The sequence below is a fragment of the Nocardia anaemiae NBRC 100462 genome, assembly GCF_001612725.1.
Lineage (GTDB): Bacteria > Actinomycetota > Actinomycetes > Mycobacteriales > Mycobacteriaceae > Nocardia > Nocardia anaemiae.
The window spans coordinates 109,010-126,217 of the sequence record NZ_BDAZ01000024.1 but is presented as its reverse complement, the minus strand read 5'-3'; the positions used below and the strand labels follow the sequence as shown (position 1 = coordinate 126,217).

General features: G+C 65.5%; 15 protein-coding genes and 1 tRNA gene. 8 read left to right on the top strand and 8 right to left on the bottom strand.

Translation table 11 applies throughout. From position 1 onward, the window contains the following. Position 1 precedes the first annotated feature (1 nt). From NA5_RS39280 to NA5_RS15700, 6 genes are all read right to left on the bottom strand, one after another. Entirely contained in the window at positions 2–601 is a 600-nt protein-coding gene (locus NA5_RS39280) for a DUF4190 domain-containing protein (RefSeq protein ID WP_062986440.1), read from the bottom strand. Between the two features lie 27 nt (positions 602–628). Further along, the gene (locus tag NA5_RS15720; RefSeq protein WP_062986438.1) at positions 629–889 is read right to left on the bottom strand and encodes a hypothetical protein; all 261 of its coding nucleotides are present in this window, start codon (positions 887–889) and stop codon (positions 629–631) included. Positions 890–947: 58 nt separating this feature from the next. Beyond that, a complete protein-coding gene (locus NA5_RS15715; RefSeq protein ID WP_062986436.1) occupies positions 948–1,523 on the bottom strand; it encodes a hypothetical protein in 576 nt (191 codons plus the stop codon). Between the two features lie 114 nt (positions 1,524–1,637). After that, complete coding sequence (locus NA5_RS15710; RefSeq protein ID WP_062986434.1) at positions 1,638–2,618, bottom strand: ribose-phosphate diphosphokinase; 981 nt, start codon at positions 2,616–2,618, stop codon at positions 1,638–1,640. Further along, on the bottom strand, positions 2,615–4,105 hold the full coding sequence (gene glmU, locus NA5_RS15705) for a bifunctional UDP-N-acetylglucosamine diphosphorylase/glucosamine-1-phosphate N-acetyltransferase GlmU (RefSeq protein ID WP_062986432.1): 1,491 nt from the start codon (positions 4,103–4,105) through the stop codon (positions 2,615–2,617). The genes NA5_RS15710 and glmU overlap by 4 nt, the downstream gene beginning before the upstream one ends. A 116-nt stretch (positions 4,106–4,221) precedes the next feature. Then, a tRNA-Gln gene (locus NA5_RS15700) sits at positions 4,222–4,292 on the bottom strand. Positions 4,293–4,575: 283 nt separating this feature from the next. On the opposite strand from NA5_RS15700, the gene NA5_RS15695 reads away from it, so the two are divergent. The 6 genes from NA5_RS15695 to NA5_RS15670 all read left to right on the top strand — a co-directional run bounded on the left by NA5_RS15695 (position 4,576) and on the right by NA5_RS15670 (position 13,102). After that, positions 4,576–5,190 (top strand): TetR/AcrR family transcriptional regulator, encoded by a 615-nt coding sequence (locus NA5_RS15695; RefSeq protein WP_062986430.1) that lies wholly within the window; start codon positions 4,576–4,578, stop codon positions 5,188–5,190. Positions 5,191–5,370: 180 nt separating this feature from the next. Further along, positions 5,371–6,018, top strand: coding sequence for a TetR family transcriptional regulator (locus tag NA5_RS15690; RefSeq protein ID WP_062986428.1), 648 nt, complete (start codon positions 5,371–5,373; stop codon positions 6,016–6,018). Between the two features lie 199 nt (positions 6,019–6,217). Continuing rightward, positions 6,218–9,832 (top strand): transcription-repair coupling factor, encoded by a 3,615-nt coding sequence (gene mfd, locus NA5_RS15685; protein WP_062986426.1) that lies wholly within the window; start codon positions 6,218–6,220, stop codon positions 9,830–9,832. Then, positions 9,829–10,635, top strand: a complete 807-nt coding sequence (locus NA5_RS15680) for a nucleoside triphosphate pyrophosphohydrolase (protein ID WP_084484163.1) — start codon at positions 9,829–9,831, stop codon at positions 10,633–10,635. The genes mfd and NA5_RS15680 overlap by 4 nt, the downstream gene beginning before the upstream one ends. 242 nt (positions 10,636–10,877) lie before the next feature. Then, complete coding sequence (locus NA5_RS15675) at positions 10,878–11,966, top strand: glycerol dehydrogenase (RefSeq protein ID WP_062986607.1); 1,089 nt, start codon at positions 10,878–10,880, stop codon at positions 11,964–11,966. A 134-nt stretch (positions 11,967–12,100) separates the two neighbouring features. Beyond that, positions 12,101–13,102 (top strand): phosphodiesterase, encoded by a 1,002-nt coding sequence (locus NA5_RS15670; RefSeq protein WP_084484162.1) that lies wholly within the window; start codon positions 12,101–12,103, stop codon positions 13,100–13,102. On the opposite strand, the gene NA5_RS15665 is transcribed toward NA5_RS15670, so the two are convergent. Next, on the bottom strand, positions 13,053–14,504 hold the full coding sequence (locus NA5_RS15665; RefSeq protein ID WP_371856427.1) for a stealth family protein: 1,452 nt from the start codon (positions 14,502–14,504) through the stop codon (positions 13,053–13,055). The genes NA5_RS15670 and NA5_RS15665 overlap by 50 nt on opposite strands. 646 nt (positions 14,505–15,150) lie before the next feature. Here NA5_RS15665 and NA5_RS15660 point away from each other — a divergent pair. After that, positions 15,151–15,636 carry a hypothetical protein gene (locus NA5_RS15660; RefSeq protein ID WP_062986422.1) on the top strand — a complete coding sequence of 162 codons (486 nt, stop codon included), beginning with the start codon at positions 15,151–15,153 and terminating at the stop codon, positions 15,634–15,636. 75 nt (positions 15,637–15,711) lie between these two features. Next, positions 15,712–16,287 (top strand): TerD family protein, encoded by a 576-nt coding sequence (locus tag NA5_RS15655; RefSeq protein WP_062986421.1) that lies wholly within the window; start codon positions 15,712–15,714, stop codon positions 16,285–16,287. On the opposite strand, the gene NA5_RS15650 is transcribed toward NA5_RS15655, so the two are convergent. Next, on the bottom strand, positions 16,269–17,186 hold the full coding sequence (locus tag NA5_RS15650; RefSeq protein WP_062986419.1) for a putative PEP-binding protein: 918 nt from the start codon (positions 17,184–17,186) through the stop codon (positions 16,269–16,271). The two genes, NA5_RS15655 and NA5_RS15650, sit on opposite strands and share 19 nt — an antisense overlap. Positions 17,187–17,208: the final 22 nt, after the last annotated feature.

Sequence of the window (17,208 nt, the reverse complement as noted above, 5' to 3'; positions counted from 1 at the left end):
GTCATTCGGAGTCCGGGATCATGCTGCCGCTGAATACGGCGTAGACGAGGATGAGGCCGATGACCAGGGAAATGGCGGATGCGATGGCAGCCCATTTGCCGAGGGATTCGCCCTTTTTGTGGCCGATGATGCCGAGGACGATGCCGACCGGGCCGAATAGGTAGGGGCAGAACAGCAATGAGATGCCCGCACAGACGAAGCCGATAATCGACAGGGTCTGCGATCCCGATCGCGGCTCCGGCGTCATGTCGGGGCGTTCGGGGTAGGCGGGATAGCCGCCCTCTGGGGTTTGCGGGGTGGCGTCGGTGATCGGCGGATAGACGGTGCCGGGCCGATCCTGGTCGTAGCGTGCCGCGGCCGTGTCATTCCACGGTTCCTGTTGCTCCGACTCCGGCGGCGACGGTTGTACGACCAGATCTGGTGCGGTTTCGGCGGCCGCCCGCTGGGGCGGTGTCTGCGCGGCAGGTTCGACCGGCTCCGACTCCCACGGTCCGCTGGCGGCCGGAGTGTCCGTATCCGAGGATTCGACCGGCTCGGATTCGCCGACCGGTTTCTCGGGCGACGCATCGCCTCGCTCGGATCCCTGCTGCGGCGTGCTCATCGAACTCTCCTGTCGGTGGGGAGCGGGCTATAGGTCGGAATCGTCGACGATCTCGATCGCGGCGACCTCGGCCGAGCGTTCGTCCTCTTCGGCGAGTTCGGCGGCCTTGCGATGACGGGTCCACTCCTGCTGGAGTTCATCGCCGATGCCGAGTCGGCCGTCATCCTCGTTTTCGTGATAGCGAATGCGCAGGTCTTTGGGCGGATCCTCGACATTTCGCCGGTATGCGCGGATCTCGTCTTCCTGGTCGTCGTCCCCCATGTCCATATCAAGCGGGTCTCGGTCCATACCCCCAGTATCCCCCTCGACGTCGGCGGCAAACGGGATCCGAGGCGTGCGAAACCGCTCAGCTGAAGCCTCCGATGAACCCGACGAAGGCGATCACCAGGATGACCGCGATCGCCAGCACCGCGCCATTGGCGATTGCCGCCCACTTGCCCAGCGATTCGCCCTTGTTGTGGCCGATGATGCCGAGGACGATGCCCGCCGGTCCGGTGACCACGATCGGCAGCCCGCAGAACATCACCACCGACAGTACGGTCGCCGCCAGACACGAGAAGCTGATGATCGAGAAGATCGGAACCTCGGATTGCCGTGGCGGTATGTAGGGCTGATACGGATAACCGGGGTAAGCACCGGGCGCTTGCGAATAGCCGGGTGGTCCGACGTACGGACCGGCTTGCGGGTAGCTCGGCGGATACGGGGGCGGCGGGTAGGCAGTGGGCTGCTGATAACCGGCGGGCGGAGTATATGGTGCGGCGGTTTCCGGCGAGAACTGTTGTCCCGGTTGATAAGTCGGTGCCGGATCGCTGCCCGGCTGCGGCGACCAGACCTTGGTCGCGTCCACATTGTCCTGCGGCGGTTCGGCAGGCGGTGTGTTCTGCGCCTTACCGAGATTGATATGCGGTTCCGAATCCGACATGCCACGCCCCCTGTTGGTGATCCTTATCCGCCATGGGTACCACGCCGCAGTCGGGCTCACAAACAGAAACGTCGCGGCCCGGATCCGAATCCGGGCCGCGACGAAGTGTGCGGTCTAGGCGTTGCCGTTGAAGAGGCCGGTGACCGAACCGTTCTCGAAGACCTCGCGGATCGTGCGTGCCAGCAGCGGCGCGATCGAAAGCACGGTCAGCTGCGGGAACTTTTTCTCCTCGCTGATCGGCAGGGTATTGGTGACCACGACCTCCTTGGCGCCACAGGTGGCCAGGCGCTCGGCGGCCGGATCGCTCAGCACGCCGTGCGTCGCCGCGATGACCACATCACCGGCGCCCGCCGCCTCGAGCACCTTGACCGCGCCCGCGATGGTGCCACCGGTGTCGATCATGTCGTCGATCAGGATGCAGGTGCGGCCCTCGACCTCACCGACCACGCGGTTTGCCTTGATCTGGTTCGGCACCAGCGGGTCGCGGGTCTTGTGGATGAACGCCAGCGGCGAGCCGCCCAGCGAGTCGGCCCACTTCTCCGCGACGCGCACGCGACCGGAATCGGGCGAGACCACGGTGATGTGCTCGAGGCTGTAGTTGTTGCGCACGTACTCGGCCAGCTGCAGTTGCGCGTGCATGTGATCGACCGGACCGTCGAAGAAGCCCTGGATCTGATCGGTGTGCAGATCGACGGTGATGATGCGGTCCGCGCCCGCGGTCTTGAGCAGATCGGCGACCAGGCGGGCGGAGATGGGCTCGCGGCCGCGGTGCTTCTTGTCCTGACGGGCGTACGGGTAGAACGGCAGCACCGCGGTGATCCGCTTGGCCGACCCGCGCTTGAGCGCGTCGATCATGATCAGCTGTTCCATCAGCCACTGGTTCAGCGGAGCCGGAAAGCTCTGCAGCACAAAGGCATCCGAGCCGCGCACGGACTCCTCGAACCGGACGAAGATCTCGCCGTTGGCGAAATCGCGCGCGGTCTGCGGGGTGACGTGGACGTCGAGTTCCTTGGCCACCTGCTCGGCCAGCTCAGGATGGGCGCGTCCCGAGAAGAGCATCAGGTTCTTCTGGTTGTCGATCCATGACGCGGTCACTGCTGTTTGCCATCCTTTTGCTCGATTGCCTGACCCGACATCTCTTTGCTCGCGATGGCTTCCGCCGCCGCCCGTGCCGCGTCCGTCCCCGGACGGTTGCGCTGCACCCAGCCCTCAATGTTTTTCTGTGGCCCACCTGAAACCGCGAGTGCCCCCGGCGGAACGCTTCTACGCAGCACAGTACCTGCCGCCGTATACGCGCCGTCACCCACCGTCACCGGTGCGACGAACATGGTGTCGCTGCCGGTCCGCACGTGCGAGCCGACCACGGTGTGATGCTTTTTCACACCGTCGTAATTGACGAAAACACTGGAGGCGCCGATGTTGCTGTGTTCGCCGATGGTGGCATCGCCGACATAAGTGAGGTGCGGCACTTTGGAGTGCGCGCCGATCGATGCGTTCTTGGTTTCGACGAATGCGCCGAGCTTGCCGGAATCGCCGACAACGGTGCCCGGGCGCAGATAGCTGAACGGCCCGATATTCGCGCCGGGACCGATCACGGCCTGATCACCATGGGTGCGGACAACGTGCGCGCCGGTGCCGACGATGACATCGGTGAGCGTGGAATCCGGTCCGATCACCGCGTCCTCACCGATGACGGTGCCGCCGAGCAATTGCACACCCGGCCGGATTTCGGCATCCCTGGCGATTTTCACGCTCGCGTCCACCCAGGTGGTCGCGGGATCGATGATCGTGACCCCGGCGCGCATATGCCGTTCGAGAATGTAGCGGTTGAGGGTGCGCGCTGCCTGCGACATCTGCACCCGGTCGTTGACGCCGGTGACCTTGGCCGAATCGAGCAGCCGTGCGCCGTGCACGGGATGTCCGGCCTCGCGGGCCAGCCGCAGCACATCGGTCAGGTACAGCTCGTGCTGGGCGTTGGCGGTGGACAGGCGTCCGATCATGGTGCGCAGCACGGTCGCGTCGAAGGCGTAGACACCCGAGTTGACCTCGGTGATCGCCGATTGCGCCGGGGTAGCGTCGGCATGTTCGACGATTTCGGTGACCTGCCCGTCGGCGTCGCGGACGATGCGGCCGTAGCCGTTCGGATCGTCCGGTACGAAGGTCAGCACGGTGACCGCGGAGCGTTCGGCGTAGCTGCGGTGCTCGTCGAGCAGCGCGGACAGTGTGTGCCCGTCGAGCAGCGGCACGTCGGCGGAGGTGACCAGCAGGTCACCGGTGAAATCTTCGGGAACCGCCGCGAGCGCGCACTGCACCGCGTGGCCGGTTCCGAGCTGTTCTTCCTGGATGGCGGTGCCGATGTCGCGGCCGAGGTCGGCGGCGACGGCGGCGACCGCGGCGCCGACTTGTTCCCGATCGTGTCCTACCACGGTGATGAGGAACGCGGGGTCGATCTCGTTGGCCGCATGCAGCGCGTGCGCGAGCATGCTTCGACCGGCCAGCGAATGCAGCACCTTAGGAGTCTTAGACCGCATTCGCGTCCCGGCACCGGCTGCGAGAACGACGACGGCGGTCTGCTGTGGCATGGATCTCCCTCGGCTGCCTGTCATCGTGCTTGGGGCTGTCGTCGTGCTTGGTCAGCGCTGTCGTCGTGCTTGTTCAGCGATGTGCGCGGCCAACGATAAGCCATCGTGCCGATGTGCTCCGCCGCCAGGACTCGAACCTGAACTATCTGAACCAAAATCAGAGGTGCTGCCATTACACTACGGCGGATTGTCACACCGGCGGATCTGCGAAATCCGCCGCTGTGCCAGCGGCACGGCATGAATCCTCGCATGAAGACCTCCGGTTAGTCGAACTGCTTCGGCGAATTAGGGGGTACCCGTCACCGCGATCTCTGCACACCGATCGCGTTATCTGGGCGAATGCTCCCCAGACGGGGGTGACGACAGGGGAGCCGGAGCTGTCTGGAACAGTTGGGGCCGACGACTATTGGCATGCGCGAGGAGGCGGGACGGTGTCTTCGGGTGAGCCGCCCAAGGTCTCCCGGCCGCGGATGACCGGAACTCAGCGGCGGCAGCAGTTGATCGAGATCGGTCGCGCATTGTTCGCCGAGCGTGGCTACGACGCGACCTCGATCGAGGAGATCGCACAGCGGGCCCAGGTCTCCAAACCCGTGGTGTACGAACACTTCGGCGGCAAGGAGGGGCTCTACGCGGTGGTCGTGGACCGCGAGATGTCGATGCTGCTGGACATGATCACCTCCTCGCTCACCCAGAACCGGTCCCGGATCCGGCTCGAACGGGTCGCGCTGGCACTGCTGACCTATATCGAGGAACGCACCGACGGCTTCCGAATCCTGGTGCGCGACCAGCCCGCAGCCACTGCGGAGGGTCGCTACTCGAGCCTGCTGAACGAGGCCACCAACCAGGTCGCGCATATTCTCGGCGGCGATTTCGAGCGCCGCGGTTTCGATACCAGTCTGACCGGTTTGTACGCGCAGGCATTGGTTGGCATGGTCTCGACCGCCGCGACCTGGTGGTTGGACGAGCGCGAACCGTCGAAAGAGGTTGTGGCGGCGCATTTGGTGAACCTCTGCTGGAACGGACTCAGTCATTTGGAAGCCCACCCGCAGCTGAGCTCGGAATGGCCCGCCGGTACTGGGGACTGATCGCATTGGTAGCCAGTGAATTGCGCGGTGTGCCCGTCCGAATGCTCGAATTCCCGGGCGGGCGCTCGCCTGGTGGTACGGTTCACCCATCCTCAGGGTGCTGTTCGAGCGGTAAGTCGGTCTACTTCGGGATGTCGGTCTACTTCAGGATGGCTGGTTTTAGGATGACAGGCGGATCTGATGGCTAGGCAAGCGCGCGCGGAGATCACCCGCGATTCCGTCCTGGCGGGCGCTGCCGATGTCTTTCTGCGCTTGGGATATGCGAATGCGAGCCTGAGCGAGATCATCGCGCAGTCGAACGTGACCAAGGGCGCCTTGTACTTTCACTTCGGTTCGAAGGAAGAGCTAGCGCGCGCCGTGGTCGACCAGGGCAATGAGCGCTTGGTCAGTTCGTGCCAGGGTTTCTTCGATCCCAGAGTGCCCGCGCTCGAGGCATGCATCGGGATCACCTATGTCGTCGCGGACCTATCCATGAACGATCCGATGGTCGGCGCGATGCTCAAGCTGACCCATCAGATCGGCGACTATCGCGGCGCCCAGGGCGACAATATCGCCAAGACCTGGGGCGATACCTACCGTGTACTAGCCGAGCGGGCCATCGCCCAGGGCGACCTAGAGGCCGATCTGGACGCCGAGGTGATCGGCCTGCTGCTGCAGGAAATGACCGCGGGCGTGCACATCACCGCGGTCGGCACCGATTCGATCGATCAGATGGCGACCCGCATGGAGCGCGCCTGGTACTTCTTCTTGCCCTCGATCGTCCCACCGGAAAAACTCTCCTACTTCCGCGAATTCGCCGCCCGCCGTCTACGCCGCTACGTCCCCTAGCCCCGAGCCTTCGGCTCGGCGAGTTGACGCATAGCGTGTGACTGCCTCGCATAGGGCATAGCTTGTGCGACGTACCCACTGGATATGCGACGGCATTGCGAGATGTGCGGGAGCCCAGTGCGGGGAGTTCGGGTGTCGGTAGTGGTGGCTAGACTCGGTTCGCCGAACTAAAAAGCCCGCCTGAGCTCAGGAGTGTTTGATGTCCACCCACCGTCCACCCCTTGCCGGACTGGCCGCGGTGGCCGGGGCCGATTCGGCCCTGCGGACCGTCGCCGACCTGGTCGGTAAGTCGCCGGTCGAATTGGTCGGGCCGTCGGCGGTGCGGCCGTTCGTCGCGGCGACGATCGCGGCCCAGCGGCCACTGGTGGTGGTGACGGCGACCGGGCGGGAAGCCGATGATCTGACGGTCGAACTGGAGGAAATCCTCGGCGCGGCGGTCGCGCAGTTCCCGTCGTGGGAGACACTGCCGCATGAGCGGTTGTCGCCGGGTGCCGACACCGTGGGCCGCAGGCTGGAGGTGCTGCGGCGGCTGGCGCATCCGGAAGATCCGGTATTCCCGGAACCGCTGCGGGTCGTGGTGACGACCGTTCGCTCCCTGATGCAGCCGATGGCCGCGAGCCTCGGCGATATCGAACCGATTGTGCTGCGCGTCGGCGCGGAGTTCGATTTCGACGAATTGCTCTTGCGCCTGATCGAATTCGCCTACACCCGCGTCGATATGGTCGGTAAGCGCGGCGAGTTCGCGGTGCGCGGCGGCATTCTCGATCTGTTCCCGCCGACCGCGGATCATCCGGTGCGCGTGGAGTTCTGGGGCGATGAGGTGACCGAGCTGCGGCCCTTCGCGGTCGCCGATCAGCGCTCGCTGACCGATGTGACAGTGGATGTGGTCGTCGCGCCGCCGTGTCGGGAACTGTTGCTCACCGAGGCCGTTCGCGATCGCGCCGCCGAGGTCGCGGTGGCCAATGCCGCCGATGCGGCGCTGGTCGAGATGTTGGAGAAGCTGGCCGAGGGCATTCCGGTCGAGGGCATGGAGGCCCTGCTGCCGGTGCTGCAGCCCGGCGAACTGCGGCTGCTCACCGAGGTTTTGCCGGAGGGCACCCAGTTATTGCTGTGCGATCCGGAGAAGATCCGCACGCGTGCGGCCGATTTGGTGCGCACGGGTGAGGAGTTCCTGGAGGCATCGTGGACCGCCGCCTCGTTCGGCGGTGCGGCACCGCTCGGCGGGCACGGACTCGACCTCGCCGCCTCCGGGTACCGCGCGCTGCCCCAAATCCATGACAGCGCAAACGCACACGGTCTGCCGTGGTGGACGCTGAGCCCGCTGACTTCGGGTGATCCCGCCGAGGTCGTGCTGCCGGTGCTGCCCGGTCCGGCCGCGCGCGGATCCGATGAGCTGGTGGCGACGATCTTCGCGTCATTGCGCGCACATGTGCTGACCGGTGGCCGCGCGGTGGTGGTCGTGGCGGGACACGGTACGGCGCAACGCATTCTGGAACGACTCTCCGATGCCGACGTGCCCGCGGCGCTCTTGGCGTCGGGTGCCGAACCGACGCCCGGACTGGTCGGTGTGCTGTGCGGTTCGCTGCACGACGGCTTGGTCTTCGATGACGCCGGTCTGGTGGTTGTCGCCGAATCCGACCTCACCGGCAATCGGGTCACCGCACCGGCGGAGGGTAAGCGGCTACCGGCCAAGCGTCGCAATCAAGTCGACCCGCTGGCACTGAACGCCGGTGACATGGTTGTGCACGATCAGCACGGCATCGGCCGGTTCGTGGAGATGATCGAGCGCACCGTCGGCGGGGCGCGGCGGGAATACCTGGTCATCGAATATGCGCCCGGTAAGCGCGGTCAGCCCGGTGACCGGCTGTTCGTGCCGATGGAGTCGCTGGATCAGCTCTCGCGCTATGTCGGTGGTGAAATGCCGAGTCTGTCCAAGCTCGGCGGCTCGGACTGGGCGAATACGAAACGCAAGGCGCGCAAGGCGGTTCGCGAGATCGCCGGTGAGCTGGTGCAGCTGTACGCGGCGCGCCAGGCCGCGCCCGGTCACGCGTTCGGTCCGGACAGTCCGTGGCAGAAGGAGATGGAGGACGCGTTCGCGTTCACCGAAACCGTCGACCAGATGACCGCCATCGCCGAGGTGAAGGCCGATATGGAGAAGGCGGTCCCGATGGACCGTGTGGTCTGTGGTGATGTCGGCTACGGCAAGACCGAGATCGCCGTGCGCGCCGCGTTCAAGGCGGTACAGGACGGTAAGCAGGTCGTCGTGCTGGTGCCGACAACCCTGCTGGCGCAACAGCATCTGCAGACCTTCACCGAACGCGTCGCCGGATTCCCGGTGACCGTCAAGGGGCTGTCCCGCTTCACCGATCCGGCCGAATCCCGCGCCGTGCTCGAGGGGATGGCCGACGGTTCGGTCGATATCGTGGTCGGTACGCATCGGCTGCTGCAGACCGGTGTGCGGTGGAAGGATCTCGGCCTGGTCGTCGTCGACGAGGAACAGCGTTTCGGTGTCGAGCACAAGGAGCACATCAAGGCGCTACGCACGCACGTCGATGTGCTGACCATGTCCGCAACGCCGATTCCGCGCACCTTGGAGATGAGTCTGGCGGGCATTCGGGAGATGTCGACCATCCTCACGCCGCCGGAGGAGCGGCATCCGGTGCTCACCTATGTCGGCGGGTACAACGACAAGCAGGTCACCGCGGCCATTCGGCGTGAGCTGCTGCGGGACGGCCAGGTCTTCTACGTGCACAACCGGGTCTCGTCGATCGATAAGGCCGCCAAGCGCATTCGGGATCTGGTGCCCGAGGCGCGGGTGGTGGTCGCGCACGGCCAGATGAACGAGGACGTGCTCGAACAGACCGTGCAGGGGTTCTGGGAGCGCGAATTCGATGTGCTCGTCTGTACCACCATCATCGAGACCGGGCTGGATATCTCCAATGCGAATACGTTGATCGTGGAACGCGCGGACGCTCTGGGTCTTTCGCAGCTGCACCAGTTGCGCGGGCGCGTCGGCCGCAGTCGTGAGCGTGGGTACGCGTATTTCCTCTATCCGCCGGAGAAGCCGCTCACCGAGACGGCCTACGACCGGCTCGCCACCATTTCCCAGAACTCCGATCTGGGCGCGGGTATGGCGGTCGCCATGAAAGACCTCGAAATCCGTGGTGCCGGAAATGTGCTGGGCGCCGAGCAGTCCGGGCATGTGGCCGGTGTCGGCTTCGACCTGTATGTGCGGCTGGTCGGTGAGGCGGTGGAGGCGTATCGGGCGGCCGCCGACGGTAAGCCGATTACCACCGAGGAGGTCAAGGAGGTTCGCATCGACCTCCCGGTGGATGCGCATATCCCGCCCGACTACATCACCAGCGATCGGCTCCGGTTGGAGGCCTACCGCAAACTCGCTGCGGCGCAAGATGATCCGGCACTGGAATCGGTCGTCGAGGAACTCGTCGACCGGTACGGGCCGCTGCCCGTCGAGGTCGGCAGGTTGGTGTCGGTTGCGAAGCTGCGTCTGCTGGCGCGCGAATACGACGTCACCGAAATCGCGGTCACCGGAACCACATTGAAGGTTTCGCCGATGAGTCTGCCCGACTCCAAGCAGATGCGGTTGAAGCGTCTGTACCCGAGCGCGGGCTACCGCGCGGCAAGTGGTGTTGTGCAACTGCCACTGCCCCGGGTGGAAGACAGTGTGGGTGCCGACCGGGTGCGCGACGTCGTCCTGTTGCAATTCGTTGCCGACCTGTTGCTGCAGTTGGATGGCAAGCCGAAAGGTTTCGTCGAGCTGCGGGTCGCGACCGAAGCCACGGCGGCTCGATGAGTTCGGACCGCGACGAAGCCGTGCTGCGCGCCGCTCGGCATGCGGCGGCGGAGGCGGGGCGGGCCAATGGTGCCGACGATCATCCGGTGTTCGAACCCGGACCTGCTGCGGCCGAATCCGGCCGAACCGATACCGCCGTGGTGGCGGCGGGTCTGACCGGGGCGGTCGAGGTGATGGACCGGCTGTGGAACTTCGGCGGCTGGGAGGTGACGCAAACCCACGACTCGCTGCGCCCGTACCTGCTCGAGGAAACCTACGAACTGCTCGACGCCATCCAGCACAACGACGCCGAAACCATCAAGGAAGAACTCGGCGACCTACTGCTGCAGGTGCTGTTCCACTCCCGAATCGCCCAGGCCGCAGGCGAATTCACCGTCGACGATGTCGCCGCCGCACTGGTCGCCAAACTCGTCAACCGCAGCCCGCATCTCGCCGACGAACCCATCGACCCGTCGGCCACCGTCGCGGAGAAAATCGCCGCCCAGGAAAAGGCCTGGGAGGAACGCAAATCCGCGGAAAAGTCCCGCCGCTCCTGCCTGGACGGCATAGCCATGGCTCAACCCGCCCTCGCACTGGCCGAGAAGATCCGCTCCCGCAGCCTCAAAGCGGGCCTGCCCGAAGACCTGATCCCCGACAGCCTCCGCACCGTCGCGCTGGGCGGCGAAGACAGCGCCGAAGAACGCCTCCGCAAGGCCACGTTGTCCTTCGCATCGGAAATCCGCGCCACCGAGGATGCCGCCGAAGCTGCCCGCGGCGAGCGCGGGCCGCTGTCGGCCGCCGATTGGCGCAAGTACTGGCCGTAGCGCCACCCATTGACGCACGGTCGTGACCACCTCTGTTCACCACGGCAGATGCCCGATCGCGGGTGCGCACTGAGAAGGCGCTTGTGCGGTCGCTTGATGACGTGCCGTCGCCCCACCGCCTCGGCGAGGCCGCGCGGGGTGGTGGTCGGAGGGTGCGGCGGACGCGTAGCGTTTGGGTACGGAGTCGGCTGTCGGGCGGCGGTGTGGGCGAATCGGCGGTGCCCGGGATCGGGAGGTGGCAGATGCTGAGTGTGTTTTCTTCGCCGGGGCATTATGTGCAGGGCCGGGATGCGACGGCGGCGCTCGGGGCGGAGATGACGCGGTTGGGGATCGGGGGGCCGGTGATGATTGTGGCGGGGGCGAGTGCGTATCGGTTGTTGGCGCAGACGTGGCGGGACTCGCTCACCGAGGCGAAGATCGAGTATTCGGTGCACCGGTCCGGGGGTGAGTGCAGTCGGGCGGAGATCGCGCGGGTGACCGCGGCCGTGCAGGAGAGTGGGAGCACGGTGGTGTTGGGCGCCGGTGGGGGCAAGGTGCTCGATACGGCGCGCGCGGTGGCCGATGATCTGGAGCTGCCGATGATCAGTTGTCCGACGACGGCGTCCAGTGACGCGCCGTGCAGTGCGTTGTCGGTGATCTATACCGATGCTGGGGAATTCGAGGCCTATCAGCTGGTTCGGCGGAATCCGGCATTGGTGCTGGTCGATACGTCCGCTATCGCGCAGGCTCCGGTGCGGCTGCTCACCGCGGGTATGGGCGACGCGCTCGCGACCTGGTTCGAGGCGCGGACCTGCAGTGCCGCGCGGGTCCGCAATATGCGCGGCGGCGCCTCGACCCGCAGCGCCACCGCATTGGCCGAACTCTGCTACCAGACTCTGCTCGCCGACGGAACCCAGGCCCTCGCCGCGGTCCGCAACCACACCGTCACCCCGGCACTCGAGCGCATCGTCGAAGCCAACACGCTGCTCTCCGGCCTCGGCTTCGAATCCTCCGGCCTGGCCGCCGCCCACGCCATTCACAACGGCCTGACCGCCGCCCCGCAAACGCACCCGTACCTACACGGCGAAAAGGTAGCCTTCGGCGTCCTCACCCAGCTGGTGCTGGAAGGCGCTGCCGCCGCAGAGATTTCGACGGTCCTCGAATTCTGCGCTTCGGTCGGACTGCCGACCACCTTCGCCGCACTCGGGCTGACCGATCCCGACAACCGAACCCTGACCGCCATCGCCGAACGCGCCACCGCCCCCGGCGAAACCATCCACAACGAACCCTTCACCGTCGACACCCCCATGGTCTTGGACGCCCTCCGCACCGCCGACACCCTCGGCAGCTAGCGCCGCGCCTCCGGCAGCTCGCCGAGCGTAGTGATATGGCGGGTCGGTGCGATGACACCGAACTCTCACCTTCCCGCAAGCATGTTGTCACCGTGCGGCGGGCAGTCTGTCAATAGGTCTTCGCTATCCTGGCGATGGAACCCGAAGCCAATGGCGGGCGAATCCGCCGGGGAAGGACGTTCGGTTCGGTGCCCACCAGCAGAGTCGCGGAGCACCCGCGACCGAATCATGTGCTGTTCCATTTCAGCGACACCCATTTGATCGGCGACGGCGCGCTGTACGGCGACGTGGACGCGGATCAGCGTCTTCGACAGTTGCTCGATCAGGCCGCGGCCAGCCGCATCCGCCCGACCGCGCTGATCTTCACCGGTGACCTCACCGATCAGGGCGAGCCGGACGCGTACGAGAAGCTCCGCGCAATAGTAGAACCGTTCGCGCGCAAGTTGCGTGCGCCGATCGTGTGGGTTACCGGCAATCACGACGATCGCGGTGAACTGCGCCGAACGCTGCTCGGTGAGCGCGCGTCGACGAAGCCGCTCGATCGAGTGCACATGATCGACGGCCTGCGCATCATCGCTCTGGACACCAGCGTCCCCGGCCACCACTACGGCGAAATCCGCGACGAACAGCTGGACTGGCTGCGATCGGTACTGGCCGAACCAGCCCCCTTCGGCACGATTCTGGCGATGCACCACCCGCCGGTGCCGTGTGTGCTCGATCTCGCGGTCACCGTCGAACTGCGCGACCAGCGCAGGCTGGCCGATGTGCTCGACGGCACCGATGTCCGCGCGATTCTCGCTGGGCACCTGCACTTTTCGACCAGCGCCACCTTCGCGGGCATCCCGGTCTCGGTCGCGTCGGCGACCTGCTACAGCCAGGATTTGGCCGTCGCCGAGGGCGGCCTACGCGGCCGCGACGGCGCGCAGGCCTTCAACTACGTGCACATCTATCCGGACACCATCGTGCACTCGGTGGTCCCGATCGATCGCGGCCCGACCGTCGGCACCCCGTCCACCCCGGAAGAGGCGGCGCGCAAGCTGGCCGAGGAGGGCATCGTGATCCCGCCCGCCGCCCGCATTCCGCGGGTCATGCGGCGCCAGGCGCAGACTCCGGAAGATGACGAGGCCGTGCACTGACCCGTTCCCACGGCGCGCGGTCCGGGAAGTAGGCGGACAGAAATTCCGATACCGCCCGCACCCGTTCGGCCTCCGCGACCTCCGGAAAACTGCCGTCGTTGAGGCAGAAGAAATCGACATCACGATGGACGGCGAGTCCGTCGAGCAGTGCGAGCCCACGTCGACTCGTGGTGTCGACATAGCGCATCCGCGCCATCTCCTGCGGCACCGCGCGCCCGGTGAGCATGGCGTAGTAGTGGTACAGCGAGTTCGTCACCGAAATGTCGGTGGCCGCACGGAATCTGCTGGCCCTGGTCCGCGCGAAGTCGGTCGCGAATTCCTGCTCCATTTCGAGTAATACACTGCGCCGCAAGGGAACCGGTGTGTGTTCCAGATGCCGGGTGATGACATGTCCGAACCGCCCGGCCAGCAGTTCTCGATTCACCCGCGCGGCATTCTCGAAACCACTGCGCCGCTCGTTGTTCCGACCCGGTCCGATGCGGGTGCCCGCCTCGATGAACCGACTCACCCCGGCCGGGGTGAAGAACATCGACGGCCGCACCGGACGCGCGAAGAACATATCGTCGTTCGAATACAGGAAATGTTCGCTGAGCCCATCGATATGCTGCAATTGACATTCCACCGCATGGGAATTGAAGGTGGGCAGCCCGCTGGTATCGCTGAAGTGATCGACCGCGCGCACCACCGTCACCCGTGGATGTTCGTCGAGCCATTCCGGCACCGCGGAATCGGTCGCGATGAAGATCCGGCGGATCCACGGCGCATTCTTGTACACCGAGCGAAGTGCGTACTTCAGTTCGTCGATCTGGCGGATCCGAGCGTCCGCGTCATCGCCCTCACCGACCACGACCTGGGCCAGCATTCCCGCACGGCGGGCGCGGAATTCGGGATCGGTGCCATCGACCCAGGAGAACACCAGATCGATATCGAAGCCGACGTCGGTCGGCTGCGGGGCGAACATATCCGTCAGTGTCGGCCAATTGCGGTCGAACAGCCGAACCTCCGTGCATTCGACATCGGCGAGGTCGAAGACATTGCGGGTGAAGGAATTCGGCCGCGGGCATTCGACGGTGTCGCCGTGGTACTCCCACAGCTCCAGATCCACGTAATGCGCCGGATCGGCATCGCGACTCAACCGAAAGACATTGTGCCGCACCTCGCTACACGCGAAACCCGCGGCGACGGCGGTGGCCGTCACCCGACGCACCATATTCCGCTGCGCGGCATCCGCGGCCAGTGCCAGCCGATGTTCGCCATCGCGAATCAGCAGGAACGGCACCTCCGCGGCGGCCAACTCGCCGCGCAGATAGCCCAGGTCGTCCAGCATCGCGGGCGAGACGACGAGATTGCCCGCCGTCGGCCACGCCACCATATCGACCGCTCCGGAATCCATTGCCCCCATATCAACCATGTGTCTGCTCCACGTCCGTATCTGTGCCGAAATGTCCCGTGGTACCGCGCTACACCCGGGCACCGCTGCGGACGACGCCGTCGGCGCCGTCCTCGGCTGCCGCGCCCGGCGCGGCCGAATTCAGAAATTCGGGACGATGCCGTAGTGCAGGAACGAAGTGATCAGCCGAGTCTCAGACGATCGGTACACCATGTCGTTCTCACCTCACTCACGGCCGGACGCCATCGCGTCTGCTTGGATCAGTGCTGTCGGTGCGGGCACGGCACAGCGGCCGAGCAGGACCGGAGCAGCACGCCGGGCCGGACAGTCATCGGCCGGCGAAATGGAGAAGCACCTGCTGAACAGAGTGCTGTCAGAAATGATGCATCGACTGGTGACGGCCCGTCAACCGGACAGTGCTGTGGTGTCCCGGACAGGCGGCTTGGCGGAATTGTCCCTTTGAAATGAGGGTAGCCTCTCCGCATAATCCTCGAGGATCCGGCGCCGGGACGCTACGACGCGGTATCGAGGTCCTGAGAGGTGGCTGAGAGCACTTCGGACAAAGGTCGCAGCGCCAGCGAACAAGGGACACAGCACCTTAGACTTGCAGCGAACGTGGCACAGCCCGCCGCGTTGCAGCGATCAAGAGGTGACGAACATGGCAGCCGGAGCGAGCCCCGTGCAACGTCAAGACCACTCTACGGCCGATCATCCCGAACTGGACGTACTCCCGGAATGGCCCCAGGAGACGATCGCGGTGCTGGTCACCACCGACCCAGCGCCGCATGCGATTCCGGTGTCCTGGCCGGTGCGCGCGGGTGATCGGCAGATTCTGCTCAGCCTGAAATTCGATCGCGGTTCGCTGGCCCGCTTGCGCGAAAGGCCCAATGTCGCACTGCTGATTCTCGGCGGTGGCAATGTCGCGCTGTGCGCGCGTGGACAGGCGCGGGTTATCGCCGAGGAAATGCCCGGTGCGACAGACTATGTCGCGGTCCAGATCGATGTCGAAGTCATCGATGACCACCGGCAGTCGGCCTTCGCGGTGGCGCACGGAATCGAGCGCACCGTACTGGACGCGAGCGAATTGCATGCGCTCGAAGGGCGCGTGCAGACATTGCGCGCCTGGGCCGATCTCCAGAACTGAACCGGCACAACCAGTCCGGTACAGAGTAATAATCGTGATGAAAGGCGGCGCGAACGCGTCGAATGGAAGGGGATCATGAGCGTCACATTGGCCAAAGGCGGAAATGTCTCGCTGTCGAAGCAGGCCGCCAACCTCACCAAGGTTGCGGTCGGGCTCGGTTGGGATGTGCGAACGACCACTGGGGCCGATTACGACCTCGATGCGAGTGCGCTCGCCACCGGGCCGAATCAGCGTGTGCTGTCGGATCAGCACTTCGTGTTCTACAACAATCTGCGCTCGCCCGAGGGCACGATCGAACATACCGGTGACAATCTCACCGGTGAGGGAGAAGGCGATGACGAGGTGATCAATGTCGATCTGGCGGCGACGCCACCGACGATCACCAATATCTTCTTCCCGGTATCCATTCACGATGCCGATGCGCGCGGACAGTCGTTCGGCCAGATCCGCAACGCCTACATCCGCGTAGTCGATGCGACCACCGGCGCCGAGCTGGCTCGGTATGACCTCACCGAGGACGCGTCCACCGAGACCGCCATGGTGTTCGGGGAGTTGTACCGGCACAACAACGAATGGAAGTTCCGTGCCATCGGTCAGGGCTATGCCTCCGGGCTCGCGGGTATTGCCCGCGACTACGGCGTCAACGTCTGATGGGCGTGCGGGTGGTCGGGACCGGATCCGGCCGCCCGCTCCGCGTCGTACAGCGCGATCGCGGCGCGGGTCTTGCGCTTGATCGCTTGGAGCACATCGAGATCCGGCAGGTCCGCGAACTGCTCACCGAGTACTTCGGGCAGATCGGAGTAGTGCAGCACGCATTCGTCGACGCCGAGGTTCGCGCAGGCCGCGCGCAGGTCCGGATGCAGATAACCGGCGACCGCGGTCCGCACACCCGCGGCGGCGGCCACCATGGTGACGCGCTCGATCGCGCGCAGCAGCGGCGGAACGGGACGAACCGGCCGCAGCGTGGCGCGGGCCTGACCGAGCAACAGCGAGGACAGATCGTTGCAGCCGATCACCACCCGTGACACCCCGGTGGTCACGACACGGTCGACCTCGAGCAGCAGCGACGGGATCTCGATCATGGTGGCGACCGGGCAGTCGCCGATCACGGCCCTGGTTTGCTCGATGGCCCACTGCAATTCGTCGACATAGGTGACGAAGGGGAAAAGCACGCCGATATCCGCGCCCTCCTCGCGCACCTGGGCAATGCCCTCGAGTTCGGCGACGAATGCGTCGGGAAAGCGACGCGCTCGGCGAATACCGCGCAGGCCGAGCAGTTTATGCGGCTCGTCGATGATCTCTTCGACGCCGTCGAGGATATTGCATTCGGCGGTATCGGCTTCCATGGTGCGATACCAGATCGTTGTTCCGCTGGTCCGCTTCGCAATATGGCGCAGGTATGGCACGAGGTAACCCGAAACCGATTCGGGCGTCGGATATTTCCCGGCCGCGCGGAACACGTACTCGCCGCGCACCATCCCGACCCCATCGAAGTGGTCGAGCAGTTCAGCGGAGATCCGCTCACAACTCAATGCCAGGCTCTGCCGCATTCCCCGCACGCTATCAGGTTGC

Excerpts from the sequence above, each read along its gene's own strand:
- NA5_RS15650 (WP_062986419.1), bottom strand. The coding sequence starts at position 17,186 with ATGCGGCAGAGCCTGGCATTGAGTTGTGAGCGGATCTCCGCTGAACTG.
- NA5_RS39280 (WP_062986440.1), bottom strand. The coding sequence starts at position 601 with ATGAGCACGCCGCAGCAGGGATCCGAGCGAGGCGATGCGTCGCCCGAG.
- NA5_RS15670 (WP_084484162.1), top strand. The coding sequence starts at position 12,101 with ATGGAACCCGAAGCCAATGGCGGGCGAATCCGCCGGGGAAGGACGTTC.
- glmU (WP_062986432.1), bottom strand. The coding sequence starts at position 4,105 with ATGCCACAGCAGACCGCCGTCGTCGTTCTCGCAGCCGGTGCCGGGACG.
- NA5_RS15665 (WP_371856427.1), bottom strand. The coding sequence starts at position 14,504 with ATGGGGGCAATGGATTCCGGAGCGGTCGATATGGTGGCGTGGCCGACG.
- NA5_RS15690 (WP_062986428.1), top strand. The coding sequence starts at position 5,371 with ATGGCTAGGCAAGCGCGCGCGGAGATCACCCGCGATTCCGTCCTGGCG.
- NA5_RS15715 (WP_062986436.1), bottom strand. The coding sequence starts at position 1,523 with ATGTCGGATTCGGAACCGCATATCAATCTCGGTAAGGCGCAGAACACA.
- NA5_RS15720 (WP_062986438.1), bottom strand. The coding sequence starts at position 889 with ATGGACCGAGACCCGCTTGATATGGACATGGGGGACGACGACCAGGAA.
- NA5_RS15655 (WP_062986421.1), top strand. The coding sequence starts at position 15,712 with ATGAGCGTCACATTGGCCAAAGGCGGAAATGTCTCGCTGTCGAAGCAG.
- NA5_RS15695 (WP_062986430.1), top strand. The coding sequence starts at position 4,576 with ATGACCGGAACTCAGCGGCGGCAGCAGTTGATCGAGATCGGTCGCGCA.
- mfd (WP_062986426.1), top strand. The coding sequence starts at position 6,218 with ATGTCCACCCACCGTCCACCCCTTGCCGGACTGGCCGCGGTGGCCGGG.
- NA5_RS15660 (WP_062986422.1), top strand. The coding sequence starts at position 15,151 with ATGGCAGCCGGAGCGAGCCCCGTGCAACGTCAAGACCACTCTACGGCC.
- NA5_RS15680 (WP_084484163.1), top strand. The coding sequence starts at position 9,829 with ATGAGTTCGGACCGCGACGAAGCCGTGCTGCGCGCCGCTCGGCATGCG.
- NA5_RS15675 (WP_062986607.1), top strand. The coding sequence starts at position 10,878 with ATGCTGAGTGTGTTTTCTTCGCCGGGGCATTATGTGCAGGGCCGGGAT.